11 protein-coding genes are annotated in these 20,173 nt (G+C 71.7%); 5 read left to right on the top strand and 6 right to left on the bottom strand.

The features are described from left to right. The first annotated feature begins 37 nt into the window (after nt 1-37). Entirely contained in the window at nt 38-1,396 is a 1,359-nt protein-coding gene (locus tag Pme01_RS26825; RefSeq protein WP_168118108.1) for a UDP-glucose dehydrogenase family protein, read from the top strand. Between the two features lie 13 nt (nt 1,397-1,409). On the opposite strand, the gene Pme01_RS26820 is transcribed toward Pme01_RS26825, so the two are convergent. Next, nucleotides 1,410-2,534 carry an NHL repeat-containing protein gene (locus Pme01_RS26820; RefSeq protein WP_168118098.1) on the bottom strand — a complete coding sequence of 375 codons (1,125 nt, stop codon included), beginning with the start codon at nt 2,532-2,534 and terminating at the stop codon, nt 1,410-1,412. A 61-nt stretch (nt 2,535-2,595) separates the two neighbouring features. Here Pme01_RS26820 and Pme01_RS26815 point away from each other — a divergent pair, with 61 nt between their 5' ends. Further along, nucleotides 2,596-2,811: a hypothetical protein gene (locus tag Pme01_RS26815; protein WP_168118099.1), complete on the top strand. Its 216-nt coding sequence runs from the start codon at nt 2,596-2,598 to the stop codon at nt 2,809-2,811. A gap of 73 nt (nt 2,812-2,884) precedes the next feature. Here the strand turns inward: Pme01_RS26815 and Pme01_RS26810 are convergent, their stop codons facing one another. Next, nucleotides 2,885-4,069, bottom strand: a complete 1,185-nt coding sequence (locus tag Pme01_RS26810) for a zinc-dependent alcohol dehydrogenase (RefSeq protein ID WP_168118100.1) — start codon at nt 4,067-4,069, stop codon at nt 2,885-2,887. A 202-nt stretch (nt 4,070-4,271) separates the two neighbouring features. On the opposite strand from Pme01_RS26810, the gene Pme01_RS26805 reads away from it, so the two are divergent. Continuing rightward, on the top strand, nt 4,272-5,492 hold the full coding sequence (locus Pme01_RS26805) for an MFS transporter (RefSeq protein ID WP_168118101.1): 1,221 nt from the start codon (nt 4,272-4,274) through the stop codon (nt 5,490-5,492). 125 nt (nt 5,493-5,617) lie between these two features. After that, nucleotides 5,618-7,114 carry a long-chain-fatty-acid--CoA ligase gene (locus Pme01_RS26800; RefSeq protein WP_168118102.1) on the top strand — a complete coding sequence of 499 codons (1,497 nt, stop codon included), beginning with the start codon at nt 5,618-5,620 and terminating at the stop codon, nt 7,112-7,114. Nucleotides 7,115-7,135: 21 nt separating this feature from the next. Here Pme01_RS26800 and Pme01_RS26795 read toward each other — a convergent pair whose 3' ends face one another. Both Pme01_RS26795 and Pme01_RS26790 read right to left on the bottom strand, forming a co-directional pair. Then, on the bottom strand, nt 7,136-7,648 hold the full coding sequence (locus Pme01_RS26795) for a flavin reductase family protein (protein WP_203935894.1): 513 nt from the start codon (nt 7,646-7,648) through the stop codon (nt 7,136-7,138). A 38-nt stretch (nt 7,649-7,686) separates the two neighbouring features. Then, nucleotides 7,687-12,966 (bottom strand): diguanylate cyclase, encoded by a 5,280-nt coding sequence (locus Pme01_RS26790; RefSeq protein ID WP_168118103.1) that lies wholly within the window; start codon nt 12,964-12,966, stop codon nt 7,687-7,689. A gap of 212 nt (nt 12,967-13,178) precedes the next feature. Between Pme01_RS26790 and Pme01_RS26785 the strand changes: the two genes are divergently transcribed. After that, on the top strand, nt 13,179-14,792 hold the full coding sequence (locus tag Pme01_RS26785; protein WP_168118104.1) for a histidine kinase N-terminal 7TM domain-containing diguanylate cyclase: 1,614 nt from the start codon (nt 13,179-13,181) through the stop codon (nt 14,790-14,792). Nucleotides 14,793-14,828: 36 nt separating this feature from the next. Here the strand turns inward: Pme01_RS26785 and dnaE are convergent, their stop codons facing one another. Together dnaE and Pme01_RS26775 are read right to left on the bottom strand one after the other, a co-directional pair. Then, nucleotides 14,829-18,371 carry a DNA polymerase III subunit alpha gene (gene dnaE, locus Pme01_RS26780; protein WP_168118105.1) on the bottom strand — a complete coding sequence of 1,181 codons (3,543 nt, stop codon included), beginning with the start codon at nt 18,369-18,371 and terminating at the stop codon, nt 14,829-14,831. Between the two features lie 129 nt (nt 18,372-18,500). Beyond that, complete coding sequence (locus Pme01_RS26775; RefSeq protein ID WP_168118106.1) at nt 18,501-19,037, bottom strand: hypothetical protein; 537 nt, start codon at nt 19,035-19,037, stop codon at nt 18,501-18,503. Between the last annotated feature and the right edge of the window lie 1,136 nt (nt 19,038-20,173).

The raw sequence follows: 20,173 nt of genomic DNA, 5'->3' as shown, positions 1-20,173 counted from the left end.
ACCGGTGACCCCGCCGTCAGGCGCGCACCGGCCGCGGCTGACCTTCCTGGGTACCGGGTACCTCGGCGCCACGTACGCGATCTGCTTCGCCGAGCTGGGGTACGAGGTGATCGGCTTCGACGTCGACGAGGCCAAGATCGCCAAGCTGGCCGGCGGCGAGGTGCCTTTCCACGAGGCCGGCCTGGACGAGCTGCTGCGCAAGAACCTCGCCTCGGGGCGGCTGCGCTTCTCGACCGACTACGCCGAGGTGGCGGAGTTCGGCGACGTGCACTTCATCTGTGTCGGCACCCCGCAGCGGGCCGACGGGATGGGCGCCGACCTGCGCTACGTCGAGGCGGCCGTCTCCGGCCTGGCCCGGCACCTGACCCGCAAGGCACTGATCGTGGGCAAGTCGACCGTACCGGTGGGCACCGCCGAATGGGTGGAGCAGCTCGTCGCCAAGCACGCCCCGTCGGAGCTGGGGGTGGAGGTCGCCTGGAGCCCCGAGTTCCTCCAGGAGGGGCACGCCGTCGAGGACGTGCTGCGCCCCAACCGCATCGTGGTGGGCGTCCGCAGCGAGTGGGCCGCCGCCATGCTCGACGCCGCGCACGAGGGTGTCGTCACGCTGGCCGCCACCGAGGACCGCGAGGTGCCGGTCGTGGTCACCGACTTCGCCACCGCCGAGCTGGTCAAGGTGGCCGCGAACGCGTTCCTGGCCACGAAGATCTCGTTCATCAACGCGATGGCCGAGGTCTGCGAGGCCGCCGGCGGCGACGTGACCAACCTGGCCCGCGCGATCGGGTACGACCCGCGCATCGGCAACCGGTTCCTGCGGGCGGGCCTCGGCTTCGGTGGCGGCTGCCTGCCCAAGGACATCCGCGCGTTCCAGGCCCGGGCCCAGGAGCTGGGTGCCGGCGAGGCGCTGCGCTTCCTGCACGAGGTCGACCTGATCAACCAGCGCCGGCGCAGCCGGGTGGTGCGGCTGGCCGCCGACATGCTCGACCGCGGCTACGGCCCGGCCGGGCCGGAGCTGGCCGGCGCCCGGGTCGCCGTGCTCGGCGCCACGTTCAAGCCCGACTCCGACGACGTACGCGACTCGCCGGCGCTGGCCGTCGCCGCGACGCTGGGCAAGGCCGGTGCCGACGTGCGGGTGTACGACCCGCAGGGCATCGACAACGCCCGCCGGGCCCTGCCGGACGTGACGTACGAGGCCACCATGGCCGACGCGGTACGCGGGGCGGACCTGGTCTGTGTGCTCACCGAGTGGGCCGAGTTCCGCACCGCCGACCCGGCGGCGCTGGGCGAGCTGGTCAGCGGGCGGCGCGTGATCGACGGCCGCAACTGCCTGGAGGCCGCGGAGTGGATCCGCGCCGGCTGGCAGTACCGGGGCATGGGCCGCCCCGACGGCGAAGCCTGAGTCTGAGTGGCGGTCACGGCGCGGGGCTGCCGCGCCGTGACCGCCTCGACCGGCCGATGGCGACGACGCCCGCGGCGACCAGCGCGAGCCCGAGCGCCCCGGCGGCGCCGATGAGGTACCGGGCCTGGGCCGGTGACCGCGGCGCGGCTGCCGCGCCGGAGCGGGTCGCGGCCGCCGCGCCGGGCGCGGTCGGGCCGGCCGTCGGTCTCGCGGCCGGGCCGGGTCTCGTCGCCGGGTACCTGAGCAGCGGGGCCGGGCCGGACTGGTCGGATACGGTCAGCAGGCTCGTACCGTCGCGGCTGTAGGCGATCGACTCGCCCTGCGGCTCCTCCGGCAGCGGGGTCACCCGGGGCGTACCGGTGGTGATCGCCTTCACCACGTCCCCGTCGGGTACGTCCCACTCGTAGGCGTCGGCGTAGGTCCGAAGCGCCACCCGCGCGCCGTCGGGCGCGTTGGCGCCACCGGTGACCATCGCCTCCCCGGCGGAGCCGAGGAAGTTGGGCGTGCCGGTACGCCGCGGCGTGAAGGTACCGGCCCTCCGCAGCGGCGTCCCGGTCGCGGTGTCGGGCTGCAGCGCTCCGTTCGGGGCGTAGATACCCGCCGCCCCGAACGGCTCCTTCGTCACGATCACCGGGGTGCCGGCGCCGTCGAGGACGAGCGCTTCCGCGTCGTGCGGCCCGTCCGGGTAGGTGAGCCGGTGGATCACCGGGGTGCGGGCGCCGGGCGGCAGCTTCCACAGCGCGACGGTCCGCCGGCGGTCGGCGGCGGCGTTGGTGAGGTTGTCGCCGATGTCGGCCACCCACAGGGTGCCGTCGGGGGCGACCGCCAGGTCCTCCGGGTCGCGCGCCGTGGACGGGTACCCGACGGTACGGGTGAGCCGGCAGCCGCGGTCGAAGAAGAACACGCGGATCGCGGCGGGGTCGTCGTTGCTGTCGTTGACCGCGACGTACCCGCTGCCGGTGGCCACCAGGCCGGACAGTTCGGCGGTGCGGGCGTCGAACTCGCACACGGTCTCGGCGGGCGTCGCGCCGGGCGTCGCAGCGGTGCCGGGCGACGGGCTCGGCTGCGCCCGCGCCGGGGCTGGACCCGCGCTGAAGAGCAGGCCGGCGGTCACGACCAGAGTGACGAAACGACGCACCGCAACAGTGTCGCCGGTCAAGGCACGTTTGGTGGATCTCGGCGCGGGAACATCCGCATGCATGAGTACTGCCGAGGAGCCAGACGCGATATTCGTCGGCGGGCCGCGTGACGGCACGCCGTTCCACTCCGACGAGGCCGCCCTGGTCGAGCTGGAGATCGGAGGGATGATCCACCGGTACATCCGGACCACCGCGCACCGGGGTTCACACCTCGTCTACAACTATGACGGCGAGGTCGACCCGACCGGCGCCCAGTCCGGGGCGGAGACCCGGTAGACCGGTCGCTGATACGCCGGGCACCCATCCGCGCGGATGGGTGCCCGGCGTATCGGTCGCGGGCGTCGGCCGGCTACGGGCGCAGGAGCACCTTGACGGTGCCGTCCTTCTTCTCCTGGAAGTTCCGGTACGCGGTCGGCGCCTCGTCGAGCGGTACCCGGTGGGTGGCGAAGGTGTCCACGCCAAGCACGTCGTCCTCGCTGGTCAGCAGGGGCATGATGTCGTCGACCCACCGGCGTACGTTCGCCTGGCCCATCCGCAGCTGGACTTGCTTGTCGAACAGCTCCATCATCGGCAGCGGGTCGGCGGTGCCGCCGTACACGCCCGACAGCGAGATCGTGCCGCCCCGCTTGACCACGTCGATCGCCAGGTACAGGGCGGCCATCCGGTCGACGCCCGCCTTTTCCATGAGCTTCTCGGCGGCGGCGTCGGGCAGGAACCCCGCAATCGTCTGGGCCAGCTTGCCGGCAGGCGAGCCATGCGCCTCCATGCCGACGGCGTCGATGACCGCGTCCGGGCCGCGGCCGTCGGTCAGCTCGCGGATCACCTCGGCGACGTCGTCGTGCTGGGTGAGGTCGATGGCGTGGACGCCGTTGACCCGGGCCCGTTCCAGCCGCTCCAGGACCAGGTCGACGGCGATCACCTTGGCGACGCCCCGGTGCAGCGCCACCCGGGTGGCCATGTCGCCGATCGGCCCGAGCCCGAGGACGAGCAGCGTTCCGCCCGGCGGTACGGCGGCGTACTCGACCGCCTGCCACGCCGTGGGCAGCACGTCCGACAGGTAGACGAAGCGGTCGTCGGGCGGTCCGTCGGGCACCTTGATCGGGCCGAACTGCGCCTGCGGTACCCGCAGGTACTCGGCCTGACCGCCGGGCACCTGGCCGTACAGCTTGGTGTATCCGAACAGCGCGGCGCCCTTGCCCTGCTCGCGTACCTGGGTGGTCTCGCACTGGCTCATCAGGCCCTGCGCGCACATGTGGCAGTGTCCGCAGGAGATGTTGAACGGGATCACCACCCGGTCGCCGGTACGCAGGTTCGTGATCGCGGGGCCGACCTCCTCGACGATGCCCATCGGCTCGTGTCCCAGGATGTCGCCCTTGGTCATGAACGGGCCCATCACCTCGTACAGGTGCAGGTCGGAACCGCAGATCCCGCTCGAGGTGACCCGGATGACGATGTCGTTGGGCTCCCTGATGGTCGGATCCGGGACGGTCTCGACCCGGACGTCCCGCTTGCCGTGCCAGACGACTGCCTTCACGAAGAACTCCCTCCTGCCGACCGCCGTGCTTCCGGCCATCGAGGCCGGCCGTCGGCGCGTCTCCTGGGGGATTACCCCGGCTCGATGGGCGGAAACGAGCGAAATGGTCGACTGTGACCCGAGTTACTTAGCCAACCTAACCATTTTTGTTAGTCTCGCTAAGTTCATGCCGAGAGGCGCGCGTCAGCGCGGAAGGACTCACATGCGTTCGCACGACCATCCCAGCCTGATGGGCGCGGTCAAGGGCCAACCCGGCCAGGTCTGGATCACCGCGTTCGCCGCGGTCATCGCGTTCATGGGTATCGGTCTGGTCGACCCGATCCTGCTGTCGATCGCCGAGGGGCTGCACGCCACCCCGTCCCAGGTGACCCTGCTGTTCTCGTCCTACCTGGGCGTACAGGTGGTGGCCATGCTGCTGACCGGGGCCTGCACCGCCCGCTTCGGCGCCAAGCGCACCGTGATCACCGGGCTGACGCTGATCGTGCTCGCCACCGCGGCCTGCGCGATGGCCAACTCGATCGGAGTGCTGATCGGCCTGCGCGGGGTGTGGGGCCTGGGTAACGCGCTCTTCATCGCCACCGCGCTCTCGGTCATCGTCGGTGCCGCGGCCGGCGGCCAGCAGGGGGCGATCCTGCTGTACGAGGCCGCGCTCGGCCTCGGCCTCTCGGTCGGCCCACTGCTCGGGGCCCTGCTCGGAAGCTTCTCGTGGCGAGGCCCGTTCGCCGGTACGGCCGTCCTGATGGGTGCCGCGCTGGTGCTGTGCGGGTTCTTCCTGACGCCGGACTCCCCGGCGGATCGGCCCCGGATCCGGCTGCTCGACCCGCTGCGGGCACTGCGCCACGGCGGCCTGCTGCGCACGTCGATCGGGTCGGCGCTCTACACCGCGGCGTTCTTCGTCGTGCTCGCCTGGACCCCGTTCGTGTTGCAGTTCAGCGCGGTGCAGGTCGGCCTGATCTTCTTCGGCTGGGGACTGTGCGTGGCCGTGGCCGGCGTCGCGCTCGCACCGCGGCTCGCGGCCAGCGTGGGGGAGGTGCACGCGACCGTACTCGCGGTCGCCGGCTACGCGCTGCTCATGCTGCTGCTCGCGGTACCGAGCAAGCCGCTCGTGGTGGCCGTGGTGATCGTCAGTGGTCTGGTCTCGGGCATGCTGAACACGCTGTTCACCGGTACCGCGATGAGCGTCAGCCCGGCGCCGCGCCCGGTCGCCAGCGCCGGCTACAACTTCTGCCGGTGGTTCGGCGGTGCCGTGGCCGCCACCCTGGTCGGCCACGTCGCCGAGTGGCTGGGCTCCGCCCACGCGCCGTTCCTCGTGGCCGCGGTCTGCTGCCTCGTCGCCGCCGTGCTGCTCGCGACCCAGCGGGCACCCAGGCCGGACGTACGTGAGGTTCCGGCCGAGGCGGTGCTGGTCGGCGAGGAGTTCTGAGGGCTGTCGAGCGGCTGTTCGGCAGGTTGACAGGACATGGCCGATCACCCTACGGTTCGGCGGCGCACTGCAGGCTAACGATCGATCAGGTGGGTGGGGCACCCGCCGGCCCGCGAGGAGGAACCGTGACCAACCTGGCTGCCGGGCTGCTGCGGACCGCCGAGCGTTTCCCGGACCGGCCCGCCCTGCGGTTGGGCGACGACGTGATGACGTACGCCCAACTCGACGACGCCTCCGCCCGCGTGGTCACGTACCTGCGGTTGTGCGGGGTGCAGCCGGGGGACCGGGTGGGCCTGATGCTCCCCAATGTGCCGCAGTTCGCCGTCGCCTACTACGGCATCCTGCGCGCCGGTGCGGTGGTCGTACCCATGAACCCGCTGCTGAAGGGGCGCGAGGTGGACTTCTACCTCGACGACTCCGAGGCCGCCGGCATGCTGGCCTGGTATGGCGGCGTGGACCAGGGTGCCGCGCGAGAAGGCGACCGGGTCAGCCTCGTCGTGGAGCCGTCGAGCTTCGCCGAGCTGCTGGCCGGCCACGAGCCGACGCCGGGGCTGGTCGAGCGGGACGGGCAGGACACCGCGGTCGTCCTGTACACCTCGGGCACCACCGGACAGCCCAAGGGCGCCGAGCTGACCCACGACAACCTGCGGCGCAACGCCGAGGTCACCTCGACCACGCTGGTGGACCTGAGCCATGAGGACGTGCTGTTCGGCGCGCTGCCGCTGTTCCACTCGTTCGGGCAGACCGTGGCGCTCAACTGCGCCGTGCGGACCGGCGCGTGCCTGACGCTGCTGCCGCGTTTCGACCCCGAGCAGGCCCTCGCGATCCTGACCGGCCACCGGGTGACCGTCTTCGCCGGCGTACCGACGATGTTCGGCGCGCTGCTCAACGCGGCCGGCACCGACGACCACGACCTGTCGGCGCTCCGGGTGTGCGTGTCGGGCGGCGCCGCGCTCCCCGTCGAGCTGCTGCACCGGTTCGAGCGCCGGTTCGGCACCATGATCCTCGAAGGGTACGGGCTGTCCGAGACCTCACCGGTGGCGTCGTTCAACCACCCGGACCGGCCGCGCAAGCCCGGCACGATCGGTACCCCGATCGAGGGCGTGGAGATGCGGCTGGCCGGCCCGGGCGGCGAGGACGTCCCGGACGGCGAGGTCGGCGAGATCCTCATCCGCGGGCACAACGTCATGAAGGGGTACTGGCGGCGGCCCGACGCGACCGCGGAGGCGATCGTGGACGGCTGGCTGCGTACCGGCGACCTGGCGCGCCGCGACACCGACGGCTACTACGCGATCGTCGACCGGACCAAGGACCTGGTGATCCGCGGCGGCTACAACGTGTACCCGCGGGAGGTCGAGGAGGTGCTCTACGAGCACCCCGCCGTCGCCGAGGCCGCCGTCCTGGGCATGCCGCACCGCACCCTGGGCGAGGAGGTCGTCGCCGTGGTCGCCCTGCGGCCGGGCGCGTCGGCCACCGGCGAGGAGCTACGTGAGCACGTGAAGGGCCAGATCGCGGCGTACAAGTACCCGCGGCAGGTCTGGATCGTCGACGCCCTGCCGAAGGGCGCCACCGGCAAGATCCTCAAGCGCTCGATCACGGTACCGCCGCAGCAGCCGCAGTAAGCCGGGGCACGGCAAGGAGCCTCAGGCGGGGTGGCCCGCATCGAGGTCGGCGACGTCGGAGAACATCAGCGGCCGCCCGGTGGGCTTGCCGTCGGCCGTGGCGTCGCCGGTCACCTCGATGGGGCTGAGCAGGAAGCCGGTGTGGTTGCCCAGCGGCACCCGCTCGAGGACCTCGCCGACGAACCGGCGGGGGCAGTCGTCCAGCAGCGGTACCCCCGAGGGCCCCGGCCGCCACGCGCACCGGGCGAACTTGTCCACCTCGTCACCGGTACGCGTCCCGAACAGGGCCGCCAGGTCCCGCTGCGTGGCGGCCGGCGCGTGTACCGCCAGCACATCGGCGTACGTCGCGACCCGGTACGTGAAGTTGTTCTGCGACAGGCAGACCAGGAACCGGTCCGGCCCGAGGCTGGACTGGGTGGCGAAGCCGACCAGGCACCCGGCCCGGACGCCCGTGTCGCGGTGCACCGCGGTCACCACGAACATCGGGTAGTCCAGCCCGGCCAGGAACGGATCCAGGTCACGGTCCGAGCCCACGGCTCCCCCCTCTCGATACGGCGAGAAGATCAGCCTATCTACCGGTCGCTGACGACCACCCGGTTACGCCCGCTCTCCTTCGCCCGGTACAGGCACGCGTCGGCGCGGTCGAGCAGGGTGTCCGGCCCGGTGTCCGAGGGTCGCAGGTACGCGACCCCGACGCTGATCGTCACCTCGACCGGCCCGTCCCGGGTGGGTACGGCCGTCCGCGCCACCTCGGCGCGCAGCCGCTCGGCGGTCGGCTGCGCCCGGTCGGCGCCGTCAGAAAGGACAGCGTCGGGCAGCAGGACGACGAACTCCTCGCCGCCGTAGCGGCCCAGCAGGTCGGTGTCGCCCAGTTGAGAGCGCAGCCGGTCCACCACACCGCGGATCACGTCGTCGCCGACCTGGTGGCCGTGGTTGTCGTTGATGCGTTTGAAGTGGTCGATGTCGAGGATGACGGCGGCCAGTGGCGCGCCGCCGCGCTGGGACTCCGCCACCTCCCGCTCGGCGACCTCGAAGAAGTGCCGGCGGTTGGCGACGCCGGTCAGGCCGTCGACCGTGGCCAGATGATGGACCTGGCTGAACAGGCGGGCGTTCTCGTAGGCCACCATGCCCTGGCCGGCGAGCGCGGCGACGATCCCGACGTCGGCCTCACGGTAGGCGTCCGGCCGGTCCGAGCCGAGTACCAGTACCCCGAGGTGCTCGTCCCGCGCCATGAGCGGTACGGCGAGCCACGACACGGGCGCGTCGTCGTCCAGTACCCGCGACCAGGCCGCCTCCGGCCCGTACACGGACGGCTGGTCGAGGCCCAGCAGCGCGCCGAGGCCGTGGTGGGCGCCGGTTTCCACGGTGTCCGACCGGTCCGCAGCGGCCGGCCGGATATCCACAGCGGCCGCTCCCGGTGCGCCGAGGAGCAGCCAGGCCCGCTCTCCGCCCCGGGCCCGGGTCACGGTGGTGAGCAGCCGCCGCAGGACCGTGTCCGGGTCGAGCGTGCCGGCCAGCCAGGTCATCGCCTCGCGCAGTGTTTCGGCGAGGTCGCGCTGCCGGTTGGCGGCCTCGACCGCCACCTCGAGTTGGGCGGCGCGGGCGGTCTCCAGGGCCACCGCGACGTGGTGCGTGATCGCGGTGAGGATGTCGACGTCGTCGACGGTGAACACGCCCTTGGCCACCCGGCTGTCCAGGTAGACGACGCCCAGCAGCCGCCCGTCGAGCAGCAGCGGGGCCACCAGGATGCTGCGCAGCCCGTACACCATCATGCTCTGCGACCCGAGCGCCTCGCCCTCCTCGGTGCCGGTCACGACGAGCGCCTCGTGTTCGTGCCGGACCTTCTCCACCAGGCTCGCGCTGTAGCCGGTCAGCTCCTCGAGGTCGGTGCCGGCCGCGTCCCGGCCCAGCCGGGGAACGAGCTGGCCGGACCCGCCGTCGAGCAGGAACAGGAACGCCCGCTCGGCGCCGAGGATGCGCAGCGTCTCGTCGAGCGCGATCCGGGCCAGCTTGGCGGGGTCGAGCACCCGGGACGCGGCCAGGCTGACCTGCTCGAGCGCGGCCCAGCGGTGGGAGTGCCGGTTCCCGGTGACGCTGGTGCCGCGGTGCACCACGCTTCCCGTTCTGGTGAGGCCGAACTCGGCGCCCAGCCGCCGGGCCCGGTGCGGCCAGCCCTGCTCCTCGGCCACCGCCAGCGCATAGCCGGCCTGTCGCATCGACTCGCCGGAGAGGCCGAGCGCCCGCAGGCTGCGGGCCCGTAGCAGGGCGGACTCGTACGCCACCAGCGGCGCGTCGACCGCGCGCAGGACCGGCTCCGCGGCCGCCAGCTTGGCCAGCGCCTCGGCGGGCGCGCCCGCCAGCTCCTGCAGGGTCGCCTCGGCGACCCGGTGGTACGCCGCCAGGATCGGGCGCTGGGTCACCTTGCCGAGGGCGGCGACGGCGTCGCGCGCCGCCGCCAGCAGGGCCGCCCGGTCGGGGTCGGCGGCCCGCCGGCACCGCTCCAGGTGGCCGAGGGTGCGGTACACGTAGAGGGTGTGCTGGGCCGGCAACAGGTCGAGCGGCTTGAGGCGCAGCGCGTCGAACGCGACGACGGCCTCGTCGAAGGTCGCTCCGAGGTCGTTGGACTCCAGCGCCGCCTGGAAGGTGGCGATGAGGATGTCGACCTTCTGGTGCAGCGGAGCCGCGTCGTCGTGGAGCCTCGCCAGGTGCGCCGCGGCCTCGCCGGCCCGCCCGCGAAGGGCCAGCAGGCAGGCGTCGGTGGCGACCACCCCGCTGCGTTCGGACTGGCCGCCGGCCGCCGCCCGGGCTCGGCGGCGGGCGAAGCCGGCCTCCATCTCGGCCATGTCGCCGCGCAGCAGCCAGTCCCAGCACAGGACGGCGTACGCGTCGAGGGCGTGTCCGAAGTCGAGCCAGCGGTCGTGCTCGTCCAGTACCCGGCGTACGGTCTCGCCGGAGTCCCGTCCGCTGCCGTGCCGGCTGATCCCGTCCATCCAGGCCACGTAGGCGGACAGTCCGGGGTCGCCGAGGTCGACGGCGACCCTGGCCGCGCTGCCGGCCAGCTTGTCGGCGAGCCGGTGCAGCCCGAGGTTCCGGCAGACGAACACCAGCTCGATCCGCTGCCGCGCGTACTCCGGACACGGGCCCACCCGGTTGACCGGGTACACCGCGCGGAACGCTGACGCGACGCCCTTGAGCGGTTGCAGGTTGCGGACGTTCGCCACCCCGATGCTCTGATACAGCGCGGTGAGCAGCGTGTACAGCTCCCGCTTGCGCGGATCGACCGTGCCGTACCCGATCCGGGTCACGCCGACCAGACACCCCACCGCGAACAGCCACAGGGTGGACACCACGAGCAGAAAGCGGTTGTTCGGCAGCGGGCGGCCCAGCGCGGCGAGCGCCTGCTCACCGGCCTTGATCTGCTCCGCGCTGTTCCAGGCGCTCTCGTGGACGCCGGCGATGAGGTACAGCGTGCGGGCGCGCTCCATCCGGCGCCGGGTCAGGGGAAGGGTCCGCCGCAGCGTGTCGACGGCGTCATCCAGCCGGGTCGCCCGGTGGTAGGCGACGCCGAGAATCCGGCCGAACGTGAAGTCGGTCGGGATCGCGGCGCGTGCCGCGGCGGCCGCCGCGTGCTCGAGGAAGAACACCGCCGACTCGGGGGCGTGGTCGGCCAGGGCCAGCTCGCCGGCGGCCCGGCAGGCGGAGAACGTGCCGGCCGGGTTGTGGTCCGGATCGCCCATCGCCCGGTGGTGGGCCAGCGCGTACACCGCCTGCGGGTCGCCTGAGCCCCGCCGGTCGAGGGCGTCGGCGATGCGGTCGTGCAGTCCCCGGCGGGTCGCCTCGTCCCACTGGCCCAGCAGCGCCTCGCGGATGCGGTCGTGCAGGAACGCGTACCGGCCGTCGTCGCGGGGCTCCACCAGGCGGTGCCAGGCGGCGTCGGAGATGATGTCGAGTACCCGCTGCCGGTCGGCGGCGCAGACCTCGGCCACCAGATCGGGGGAGAACACGGTGCCGACCCCCGCGGCCACGCCGAGCAGTCGGCGGCTCGCGATGTCCAGCGCGTCCACCCGCTTGAGGACCAGCTCGGCCGCGTCCTGGGGCAGGGCCAGGGCATCGAGGCCGGAGACGTCGATCCGCCAGGTGCCCCAGTACGGCAGGGCCAGGCCGGCGTCGACGATCGCCTTCACGTACTCCAGCAGGGTGAACGGGTTGCCGTCGCTGCGGGCGGCCAGTCTCGCCGCCGCCCCGGGCTCCAGCCGCAGGCCGCCGGTCAGGTCGCTGACCAGGTCTCCGACGGCCGATGCCGACAGTGGCCGCAGGCCGATCACGGTGTCCAGCCGGTCACCCAGGCGCGCGCGGAAGGCCTCCACCGCGGGCCGGCTGGCCGCGTCGTCGCGGGCGGTGGCGATCACCAGCAGTCGCCCGGTGGACAGCCCCGACGCGAGCTGTTCGAGGACCCGCAGCGTCGCGTCGTCGAACCACTGCAGGTCGTCGAGGTGCAGTACCGCGCCACCGGCGGACCGGGCCAGCTCCGCGACGAACCCGGCGACCGCGGCCGTGTACCGGTCCTGCGTGACGTCGCCCGACAGGTCGGGCGCGGCCAGTACCTCCGCCAGGGCCGGGGACAGGTTCTTGACCAGGGAGGCGGTCGGTCCGGCCGCCTCCTTGATGCGCCGCAGCGCCGCAGCCGACTCGGCGTGGGGCAGCCGGAGCACGGAGCGGATGTACCCGTCGACCGCGGCGCGCAGCGGTGCCAGCGGCAACCGGTCGTCGGGGGAGCTCTTGCCGTGCAGCACGAGGTGGCCGCCGCGGACAGCGGGGGTGGTCAGCTCCCGTACCAGGCGGCTCTTGCCGCCGCCGGGAGCACCGTGGACCAGGGCGATCCCGCCGTGCCCGGCGAGTGTCCGCTTCCAGCGGGCGGTCAGGACGGCGAGCTCGTCCGAGCGGCCGACCAGGGACGACTCCTCGGCGGGAGTGGGTTCGTCTGCCGTGCTGAGCGGGAAGTCGGTTTCGCCGCCGGCCAGCCGCCGAAGGTCGGCGAGCAGGCCGGTGGCGCTCTGGTACCGGTCGTCCGGGTCCTTGGCGAGCAGCGTGCGGATGACGGCGGCGAACACCGGCGACACGTCGGCGACGAGGTCACGCGGATCGGGTACCTGTGCGGTCGAGTGCAGCCGTAGCAGCTCACCCACGTCGGCGGCGCTGAACGGCGGCGCGCCGGTCACGCACTCGAACAGCACCGCGCCGAGCGCGTACAGGTCGGACCTGCCGTCGACGGCGCGGTTGAGCATGCCGGACTGTTCCGGGGCGCTGTAGGCGAGGGTGCCGGCGATCTGGTCGGAGTGGTCGTGGTCCATCCGGGTCGCCAGGCCGAAGTCGACCAGCCGGGCGGACCCGTCCGGCGTGAGCATGATGTTGTCCGGCTTGACGTCCCGGTGCACCAGGCCGGCCTGGTGCGCGGCGGCCAGCGCGGCCGCGACGTCGCGGCCCAGGGCGATCGCCCGCTCCTCGGGCAGGGGACCGGTCGCGAGCGCCCCGGCCAGCCGCTCGCCCTCGATCAGGTCCATGAGCAGGTACGGCTTGCCGTCGGTCGTGCCCACCTCGTGGACCCGCGCGAGCCCCGGGGCGCTGATCGACGCGAGCAGGGCAGCTTCCCGCCGGAACGCCCGCGCGTCCGCCTCCTCGTCGGCGCGACTGGGCTGGAGCACCTTCATCGCGTACTCGGCGTCGCCCCGGCGGACCCGGTACACGACGGCCTGCGCGCCCCGGCCGATTTCCCCGACGACATCCAGCCCGGCGACGTCGCCGGGCTGTCGGGTGTGGACCGGATCGGCCGGTACCGGGGGCGCGGTGGGCACGCCGGTCTATCGGCCGGGGTGTACCCGGGCTGAGTCGATCTTATGATCCATTCTCCGTCCGGGTTTCGCTCAACGGGCGCCGAATCGGTGCTGACCAGGAGCGAAGCGACGGCGATAGTGCTCAACTTCGGTGGATACGGGCCGATCAGTCCGTCAACGGGTGGTGTCCGGCCGCTGCCGGACCGCGCTGTCGGCCAGACAAGGAGGGCGTCGTGCTCCAGTGGCAGCCGTACGTCCTGCTCCCGCTCTCCGGCGCGGTCGTCTGTGCGGTCGTGGGCTGGTCGGCGTGGCGGCAACGGCGGTCCGACCGGGCCGCGACCGCGCTCGCGTGGACCATGGTGGGACTGGTCTGGTGGTCGACGGCCGAGGTCGTCGGCAACAGCCTCGCCAACCCGCGGGTACAGACGGGGCTCGTCCTCGCCGTCTTCCCCGCCATCGGCCTCGTCGTGCTCAGCGGCTTCTGGCTGGTGCTCTTCCTGGTCAACCGCGACGCCGCGCCGCCGCCACTGGTCCGGGCGCTGCTGCTTGTCGAGCCTGTCGCGCTCGCCGTGGCGGCCGCCACCAACGGCTGGCACCATCTGCTGGTCACCTCGACCGACGCCGTGGGCCACCCGGCGATCATGGTGCCGCACTTCGGCCCGTTCTTTTGGGTGCACAGCGTGTACAGCTACGTGCTGCTGAGTGTGGGACTGTCCTACGCGGTCCGGGCGAGGCGTACGGCGACCGGGCTGTACCGGCGGCAGTTGACCATCGCGCTGGTGGCGCCCGCCTTCCCCGGCGCCGCCAACGTGGTGTCGGTCGTCCTGGCCGCCCGCGGCGGCAGCATCGACCTCGCGGTGGCCGGCTTCGCCGTGTACGGCCTGGTCTACTGGTGGGCCCTGTTCCGCCAGGGCATGCTGCGGCTGGTACCGGTGGCCCGCGGCTACGTCTTCGAACGGGTGACCGACGCGCTGGTGGTCGTCGACCCGGACTCCCGCGTGATCGACCTCAACCAGGCCGCGGTCCGGCTGGTCCGGCGGCTCCAGCCGGAGCTGCCGGAGAACCTGATCGGCCTGCCGTCCTACCGCCTGGTCCCCGGCGGCCGGCCGGGTGAGCGGCTGCGCGACGGTGAGCACGTGTTCGAGACGGACGGGGTCCACGTCGACATCGACGTGCGCTCCGGTGGGCTGGCCGACCGCCACGGGGTGCCGATCGGGCGGGTCGTGGTGGTGCGCGACGTCACCGAGCTCAACGACAAGAAGCGTGAGCTGACGGCGGCCAACGAGCGGCTGCACGAGCAACTGCGCACCATCGAACGGCTCCGGGCGGACCTGGCCGAGCAGGCCAGCCGGGACGAGCTGACCGGGCTGTACAACCGGCGGCACCTGATGCGCACCCTCGACGAGGAGCTGGCGCGGGCCCGGGAGACGGGCCGCCCTCTGAGCCTGGTGCTGCTCGACGTCGACCACTTCAAGAGCGTCAATGACCGGTACGGCCACGCCGTCGGCGACGACCTCCTCCTCGCGATCGCCGGAGCGCTCACGGCAGCGGCCCGCCAGGGCGACACCGTGGTCCGCTACGGCGGCGAGGAGTTCGTCGTACTGCTGCCCGGCGCCACCCAGGAGCAGGCGTGGAACCGGGCGCAGGAGTGGCGCCGCCGGTGCGCCGCCGCGACCGTACCGACGGGGCAGGGCCAGCTCAGCGCCACCTTCAGCGCCGGCGTGGCCTCCTTCCCGGACGCGGGCGCGTCGGCGTCCGCCCTGCTGCACGCCGCCGACAAGGCGCTGTACCGGGCCAAGGCCGAGGGCCGGGACCGGGTACTCATCGCCGAGCCCCTCGCCGCCTGAACCGCAGCCGTCAGAACCGCAGCCGCCTGAACCGCCTTACTCGATGCCGGCGGCGCCGAGCAGCATCTTGACCTCCGAGCGGAACGCGATGTCGTTGGAGACCTTGAAGTCCGGGCCCAGGGCCAGGAGCAGGTTGCTGCCGTCCCGCTTGCGCAGGCGCAACTGCACGGGCACGTCGCCGCGGTGGGCGGAGAGCATCTGTCGCAGCTCGCTCGCCAGCTCCGGGGTGACCCGCTCCAGCGGCGCCACCAGCGTGATCGGCGGTTCCTGCCCGGCGACCGTGTTGGGCACGTCCAGCAGCGCCATGTCCTGCCCGAAGACGCTGGTCGCGCCGTCGCGCTTGCTGACGTGCCCGGTCACCTTGACCACGGTGTCCTCGATCAGATGGTCGCGCAGCAGCTCGTACGACTTCGGGAAGAACAGCACCTCGACGCTGGCGGTGAGGTCTTCGAGGTTGACGATCGCCCAGGTGGCACCCTGTTTGGTGATCTTGCGGGTGATGCCGGAGATCATGCCCGCCAGCACGACCGGCTTGCGGTCGGGCGTCTCCTCGGCCAGGACCTCGCTGATCAGCACATCGGAGTTGGCCTTGAGGATGCGCTCGGTACCGGCGAGCGGGTGGTCGGAGACGTACAGCCCGAGCATGTCCCGTTCGAACGCGAGCTTCTCCTTCTTCGGCCATTCCTGGCCGCTGAAGGTGAAGTCCAGCCCGACCGGTGTCGAGTCCGTGTCGTCATCGCCCATGAGCCCGCCGAACAGGTCGAACTGGCCGGCCGCCTCCTGCCGCTTGAGGCTGACGATGGCGTCGATGCCGGCCTCGTGGTGGGCGATCAGGTCACGGCGGGTGTGCCCCACGCCGTCGAACGCGCCGGCCTTGATCATCGACTCGACCGTACGCTTGTTGCACACCACCAGCTCGGACTTGGACAGGAAGTCCGCGAACGAGGTGTAGTTGCCCTTCTTCTTGCGGGTCTCGACGACCGACGCGACGACGTTCGCGCCGACGTTGCGAACCGCACCGAGGCCGAAGCGGATGTCGGTACCGACCGGAGTGAACGCGCCGGCGGACTCGTTGACGCACGGCGGTAGCACCTTGATGCCCATGGTCCGGCACTCGGCCAGGTACAAGGCCATGGTCTCCTTCTTGTCGCCGACGCTGGTCAGCAGCGCGGCCATGTACTCCGCCGGGTAGTTGGCCTTCAGGTACGCCGTCCAGTAGGAGATCATCCCGTAGCAGGCGGTGTGGGCCTTGTTGAAGGCGTAGTCGGCGAACGGGACCAGGATGTCCCACAGCTTCTGGATCGCCTCGTCGGAGTAGCCGTTGTCGCGCATACCGTCGCGGAACGGCACGAACTCCTTGTCGAGGACCTCCTTCTTCTTCTTCCCCATCGCGCGGCGCAGGTTGTCGGCCTTGCCGAGGCTGTAGCCGGCGAGCTTCTGCGCGGCACGCTGCACCTGCTCCTGGTAGATGATCAGGCCGTAGGTGATGTCCAGGATGTCCGCGAGGGGCTCTTCCAGCTCCGGGTGGATCGGGGTGACCTCCTGGAGGCCGTTCTTGCGCAGGGCGTAGTTGGTGTGCGAGTTCGCACCCATCGGGCCCGGCCGGTACAGCGCCAGGGCCGCGGAGATGTCCTCGAAGTTGTCCGGCTTCATCAGGCGCAGCAGCTGGCGCATGCCGCCACCATCGAGCTGGAACACGCCGAGCGTGTCGCCCCGGCCGAGTAGCTCGTACGTGGGCCTGTCGTCCAGCGGCAGCTTCAGCAGATCGATCTTCTTGCCGGTGGTCGCCTCGATGTTCTTGACCGCGTCGTCGATGATCGTCAGGTTCCGCAGGCCCAGGAAGTCCATCTTCAGCAGCCCGAGCGACTCGCAGGTCGGGTAGTCGAACTGCGTGATGATCGAGCCGTCTGCGTCGCGCTGCACCAGTGGCACGTGGTCGATCAGCGGCTCGGCGGACATGATGACGCCGGCGGCGTGCACGCCGAGCTGGCGGACCAGGCCCTCCAGACCCCGGGCCACCTCCATCACCCTGGCGACGTCGGGCTCGTTCTCGGTCAGCTGCCGGACCTCGGTGGCCTCGCCGTACCGGGGGTGGTTCTTGTCGAAGATGCCCGACAGCGGGATGTCCTTGCCCATCACCGCGGGAGGCATCGCCTTGGTGATCTTGTCGCCGAGCGCGTACGGATAGCCCAGCACCCGGCAGGCGTCCTTGATCGCGGCCTTGGCCTTGATCGTGCCGAACGTGGCGATCTGCGCCACCCGGTCGGAGCCCCAGCGCTCCGTGACGTACTTGATGACCTCACCGCGCCGACGTTCGTCGAAGTCGATGTCGACGTCGGGCATCGACACGCGCTCGGGGTTGAGGAACCGCTCGAAGATCAACCCGTGCGTCAGCGGGTCCAGGTCGGTGATACCCAGCGCGTACGCCGCGATGCTGCCGGCGGCCGACCCGCGGCCCGGGCCGACCGGGATGCCGTTGGTCTTGGCCCACATGATGAAGTCCGACACGACCAGGAAGTAGGCCGGGAAGCCCATCTGGCAGATGATGTCCAGCTCGTACTCGGCCTGCTTGCGGTGCTCCTCGTCGTAGCCCTCCGGCCAGCGGCGGTCCATGCCCCGCCAGACCTCTTTGCGGAACCACGACTCCTCGGTCTCGCCCTCCGGGACCGGGAACTTGGGCATGAGGTTGTAGAACTCGAACATGCCCGTGGTATCCACCCGCTCGGCGATCAGCAGGGTGTTGCGGCACCCCTCCTGCCACACGTCGGAGGAGTTCAAGGCGTACATCTCTTGGGCGGACTTGATGTAGTAGCCGCCGCCCTCGAGCCGGAACCGGTTGGGGTCGGAGAGGTTGGCGCCGGTCTGCACGGCCAGCAGGGCGTCGTGCGCCTCCGCTTGTGACGCGACGGTGTAGTGGGAGTCGTTGGTGACCAACGGCGGGATGCCGAGCTTGCGCCCGATCTCCAGCAGGCCGTCACGGACCCGCCGCTCGATCTCCAGGTCGTGCTCCATCAGCTCCAGGAAGTAGTTCTCCTTGCCGAGGATGTCCTGGTACTTCGCGGCGGCGGCGACAGCCGCGTCGAACTGGCCGAGCCGCAGCCGGGTCTGCACCTCGCCCGACGGGCAGCCCGTCGTGCCCATGATGCCCGCGGAGTGCTCGGCGATCAGTTCGGCGTCCATCCGGCCCTTGACGTAGTGCCCCTCGATCGACGCCCGGGAGTTCAGCCGGAACAGGTTGTGCAGGCCCTCGGCGTTCCGCGCCCACATCGTCATGTGGGTGAACGCGCCGTTACCCGACACGTCGTCACGCTTCTGCTCCGGGGTGCCCCAGAAGATCCGCTTCTTGTCGAACCGGGTGGCCGGGGCGACGTACGCCTCGACGCCGATCACCGGGGTGACCCCGGCCGCCATCGCGCGCTTGTAGAAGTCGTTCGCCCCGTGCATGTTCCCGTGATCGGTGATGGCCACCGCCGGCATGCCCAGCCGCTCGACCTCCCCGAACATCTCCTTCAGCCGGGCCGCGCCGTCCAGCATCGAGTACTCGGAGTGAACATGCAGGTGGACGAACTGGTCGGTCAAAGCGAGCCCCCGGGTGCGACAGCCTCCGGCACCCCCCGGCGCCGGACCCCATGACGGTAGTCGCCCGTGCCCGGTGAAGGTGGGCGCGAGAGGGGCGTGTCACCCCTCGATTAACGTGACGAGGGACGCCTATCGTCGCTGCCCGTCGTCCACCTGCGCGATCACGTGGACGAGGTACTCGGCGATCACCTGCGGATCCTGGTGGCGGCGGCTCAGCCTCGTCAACGAAGACGTTGTGGTTGACGACCCGGTGGTACCGCTGTCCCGGCTCGCCCGCAGCTCCAGCACGCTGTCGCCGCGCCAGAGCCGGACCAGGCGTCCCCGTACCGTTGCGTTGTCGACTGGTAACACAGTGCTGCCGTGTTCGAGTAATTCACGAGCACAGGCCAGCGCCCGGTCGCCCCACCGGCGCCGGGCGGCCTCGACCGCCGCGCGGTGACGGTCGCGGTGCCGCCCGGCACGCCCGCTCAGGTCGGACATCTCCTCCGGCGTCGCCGGCCGCGCCCCACCCGGCACGCCGGGCCCGAACACGACAGCGGACCCGAACGCGGCGGCGCCGGGGTCCGTTGCCCGGCGTCGGGGCCGTGACCGGAGCCTGCCGCCGTGCCGGCGCAGGTACCGCGCCGCCGGGTCGTACAGTTCCACCAGCCATGCGAGCGGCGTCACCGGCTCAGCCTAGGTCGGTACCGGGTGCCCGGGGCCCGCCGTGGCGTACCTCGTAAGCCAGTGCGGCGCGGCCGGCGTTGAACTCGTCGAGGGCGGCGCGGGACCGAGGCCGGGAATGCGTCCCGGTACGTCGTCGTTGAGTTCCACGTCGCCCGCTTGCGCGGCTGGTCCGCGCGGTCGGTGCCGAGCCTGCGGTCGGTGCCGAGCCTGCGGTCGGTGCCGAGCCGGTGGGAATGCCTCGCCGGGCCGGATCGTTGAGCTGAAGGTCGCATGAGCTGCGCCGATTCGGCGCGGTGGGGCCGCTGGCCCGGGAATTGTTGTCCCGGTGTCGGTGTTGTGCTTGGTCCTGCGGTTTGCTGCTGCGGTCGCCATCTCCCTGCACGGAGCGGGGAATGCGGCGTGTGGTGGTGGCGTTGGATTTCTGGGCGTCGTGGATCTGGGAGGCGTCGTGGTGCCGGTTCGCCGGTGCCGGGAATGCCTTCTGAGGCTGCGGCGTTGAGATACGAGCCGCCTGAGCTGCGCCGGATTCGTTCGGTGTGGTGGGGCCGCCGGCCTGGGAATTGTTGTCCCAGTGCCGGTGTTGAACCTTCTGCGTCTCTCCCGTCTGTGCGGCTGGTCCGCCGGCGGGGGCGTCGGTGTCCTGGGAATGCTTCCCGGGGCCGTGGTGTTGAGATGCGAGGTACCTGAGCTGCGCTGGCTGATCGCTGGTGCGGGTCGGGTGCGCCGGTGCGGGGAATGAAGTTCCTCGGGTCGGCGTTGAGCTACGGGGTCCGTCCGAGGGCGTCACGGTGTGACGCAGGACAAGGTCGTCTGATTTGACGGTCATGTTTGGGCGGGCGTAGTTTTCTCTCTGCCCGCGGGGCCGCCGGAGATCAAGTCCGGGGTCGTGTGAGGCGAGCCAGGCGGATGGCGCGGACAGCGCCGGTCTCGGCTGGTGGCCCGGTTGGGGCGGCGGTTTCGGGCGGACGTGGTGTCCGGTTGGAGCTGGCGTGCTGGATCGGGTAAGGTGAACGGCCGGCAGGGAACCGGACGAGGTGTGGTGCTTGAGGGCGCTGCTGCGGACGGCCTGTCAGACTTCCCCCGTGTTGCTGGTCCCGACGAGAGTCGGGGGCGGTGTTGCGCGGTTCGGGCGGTGG

Origin of the sequence: Planosporangium mesophilum (genome assembly GCF_016863255.1) — a bacterium.
Taxonomy (GTDB): Bacteria; Actinomycetota; Actinomycetes; order Mycobacteriales; family Micromonosporaceae; genus Planosporangium; species Planosporangium mesophilum.
Note: the sequence above shows the minus strand (reverse complement) of the source record. Positions and strands in the feature narration are given on the sequence as shown.

Excerpts from the sequence above, each read along its gene's own strand:
- Pme01_RS26815 (WP_168118099.1), top strand. The coding sequence starts at position 2,596 with ATGAGTACTGCCGAGGAGCCAGACGCGATATTCGTCGGCGGGCCGCGT.
- Pme01_RS26805 (WP_168118101.1), top strand. The coding sequence starts at position 4,272 with ATGCGTTCGCACGACCATCCCAGCCTGATGGGCGCGGTCAAGGGCCAA.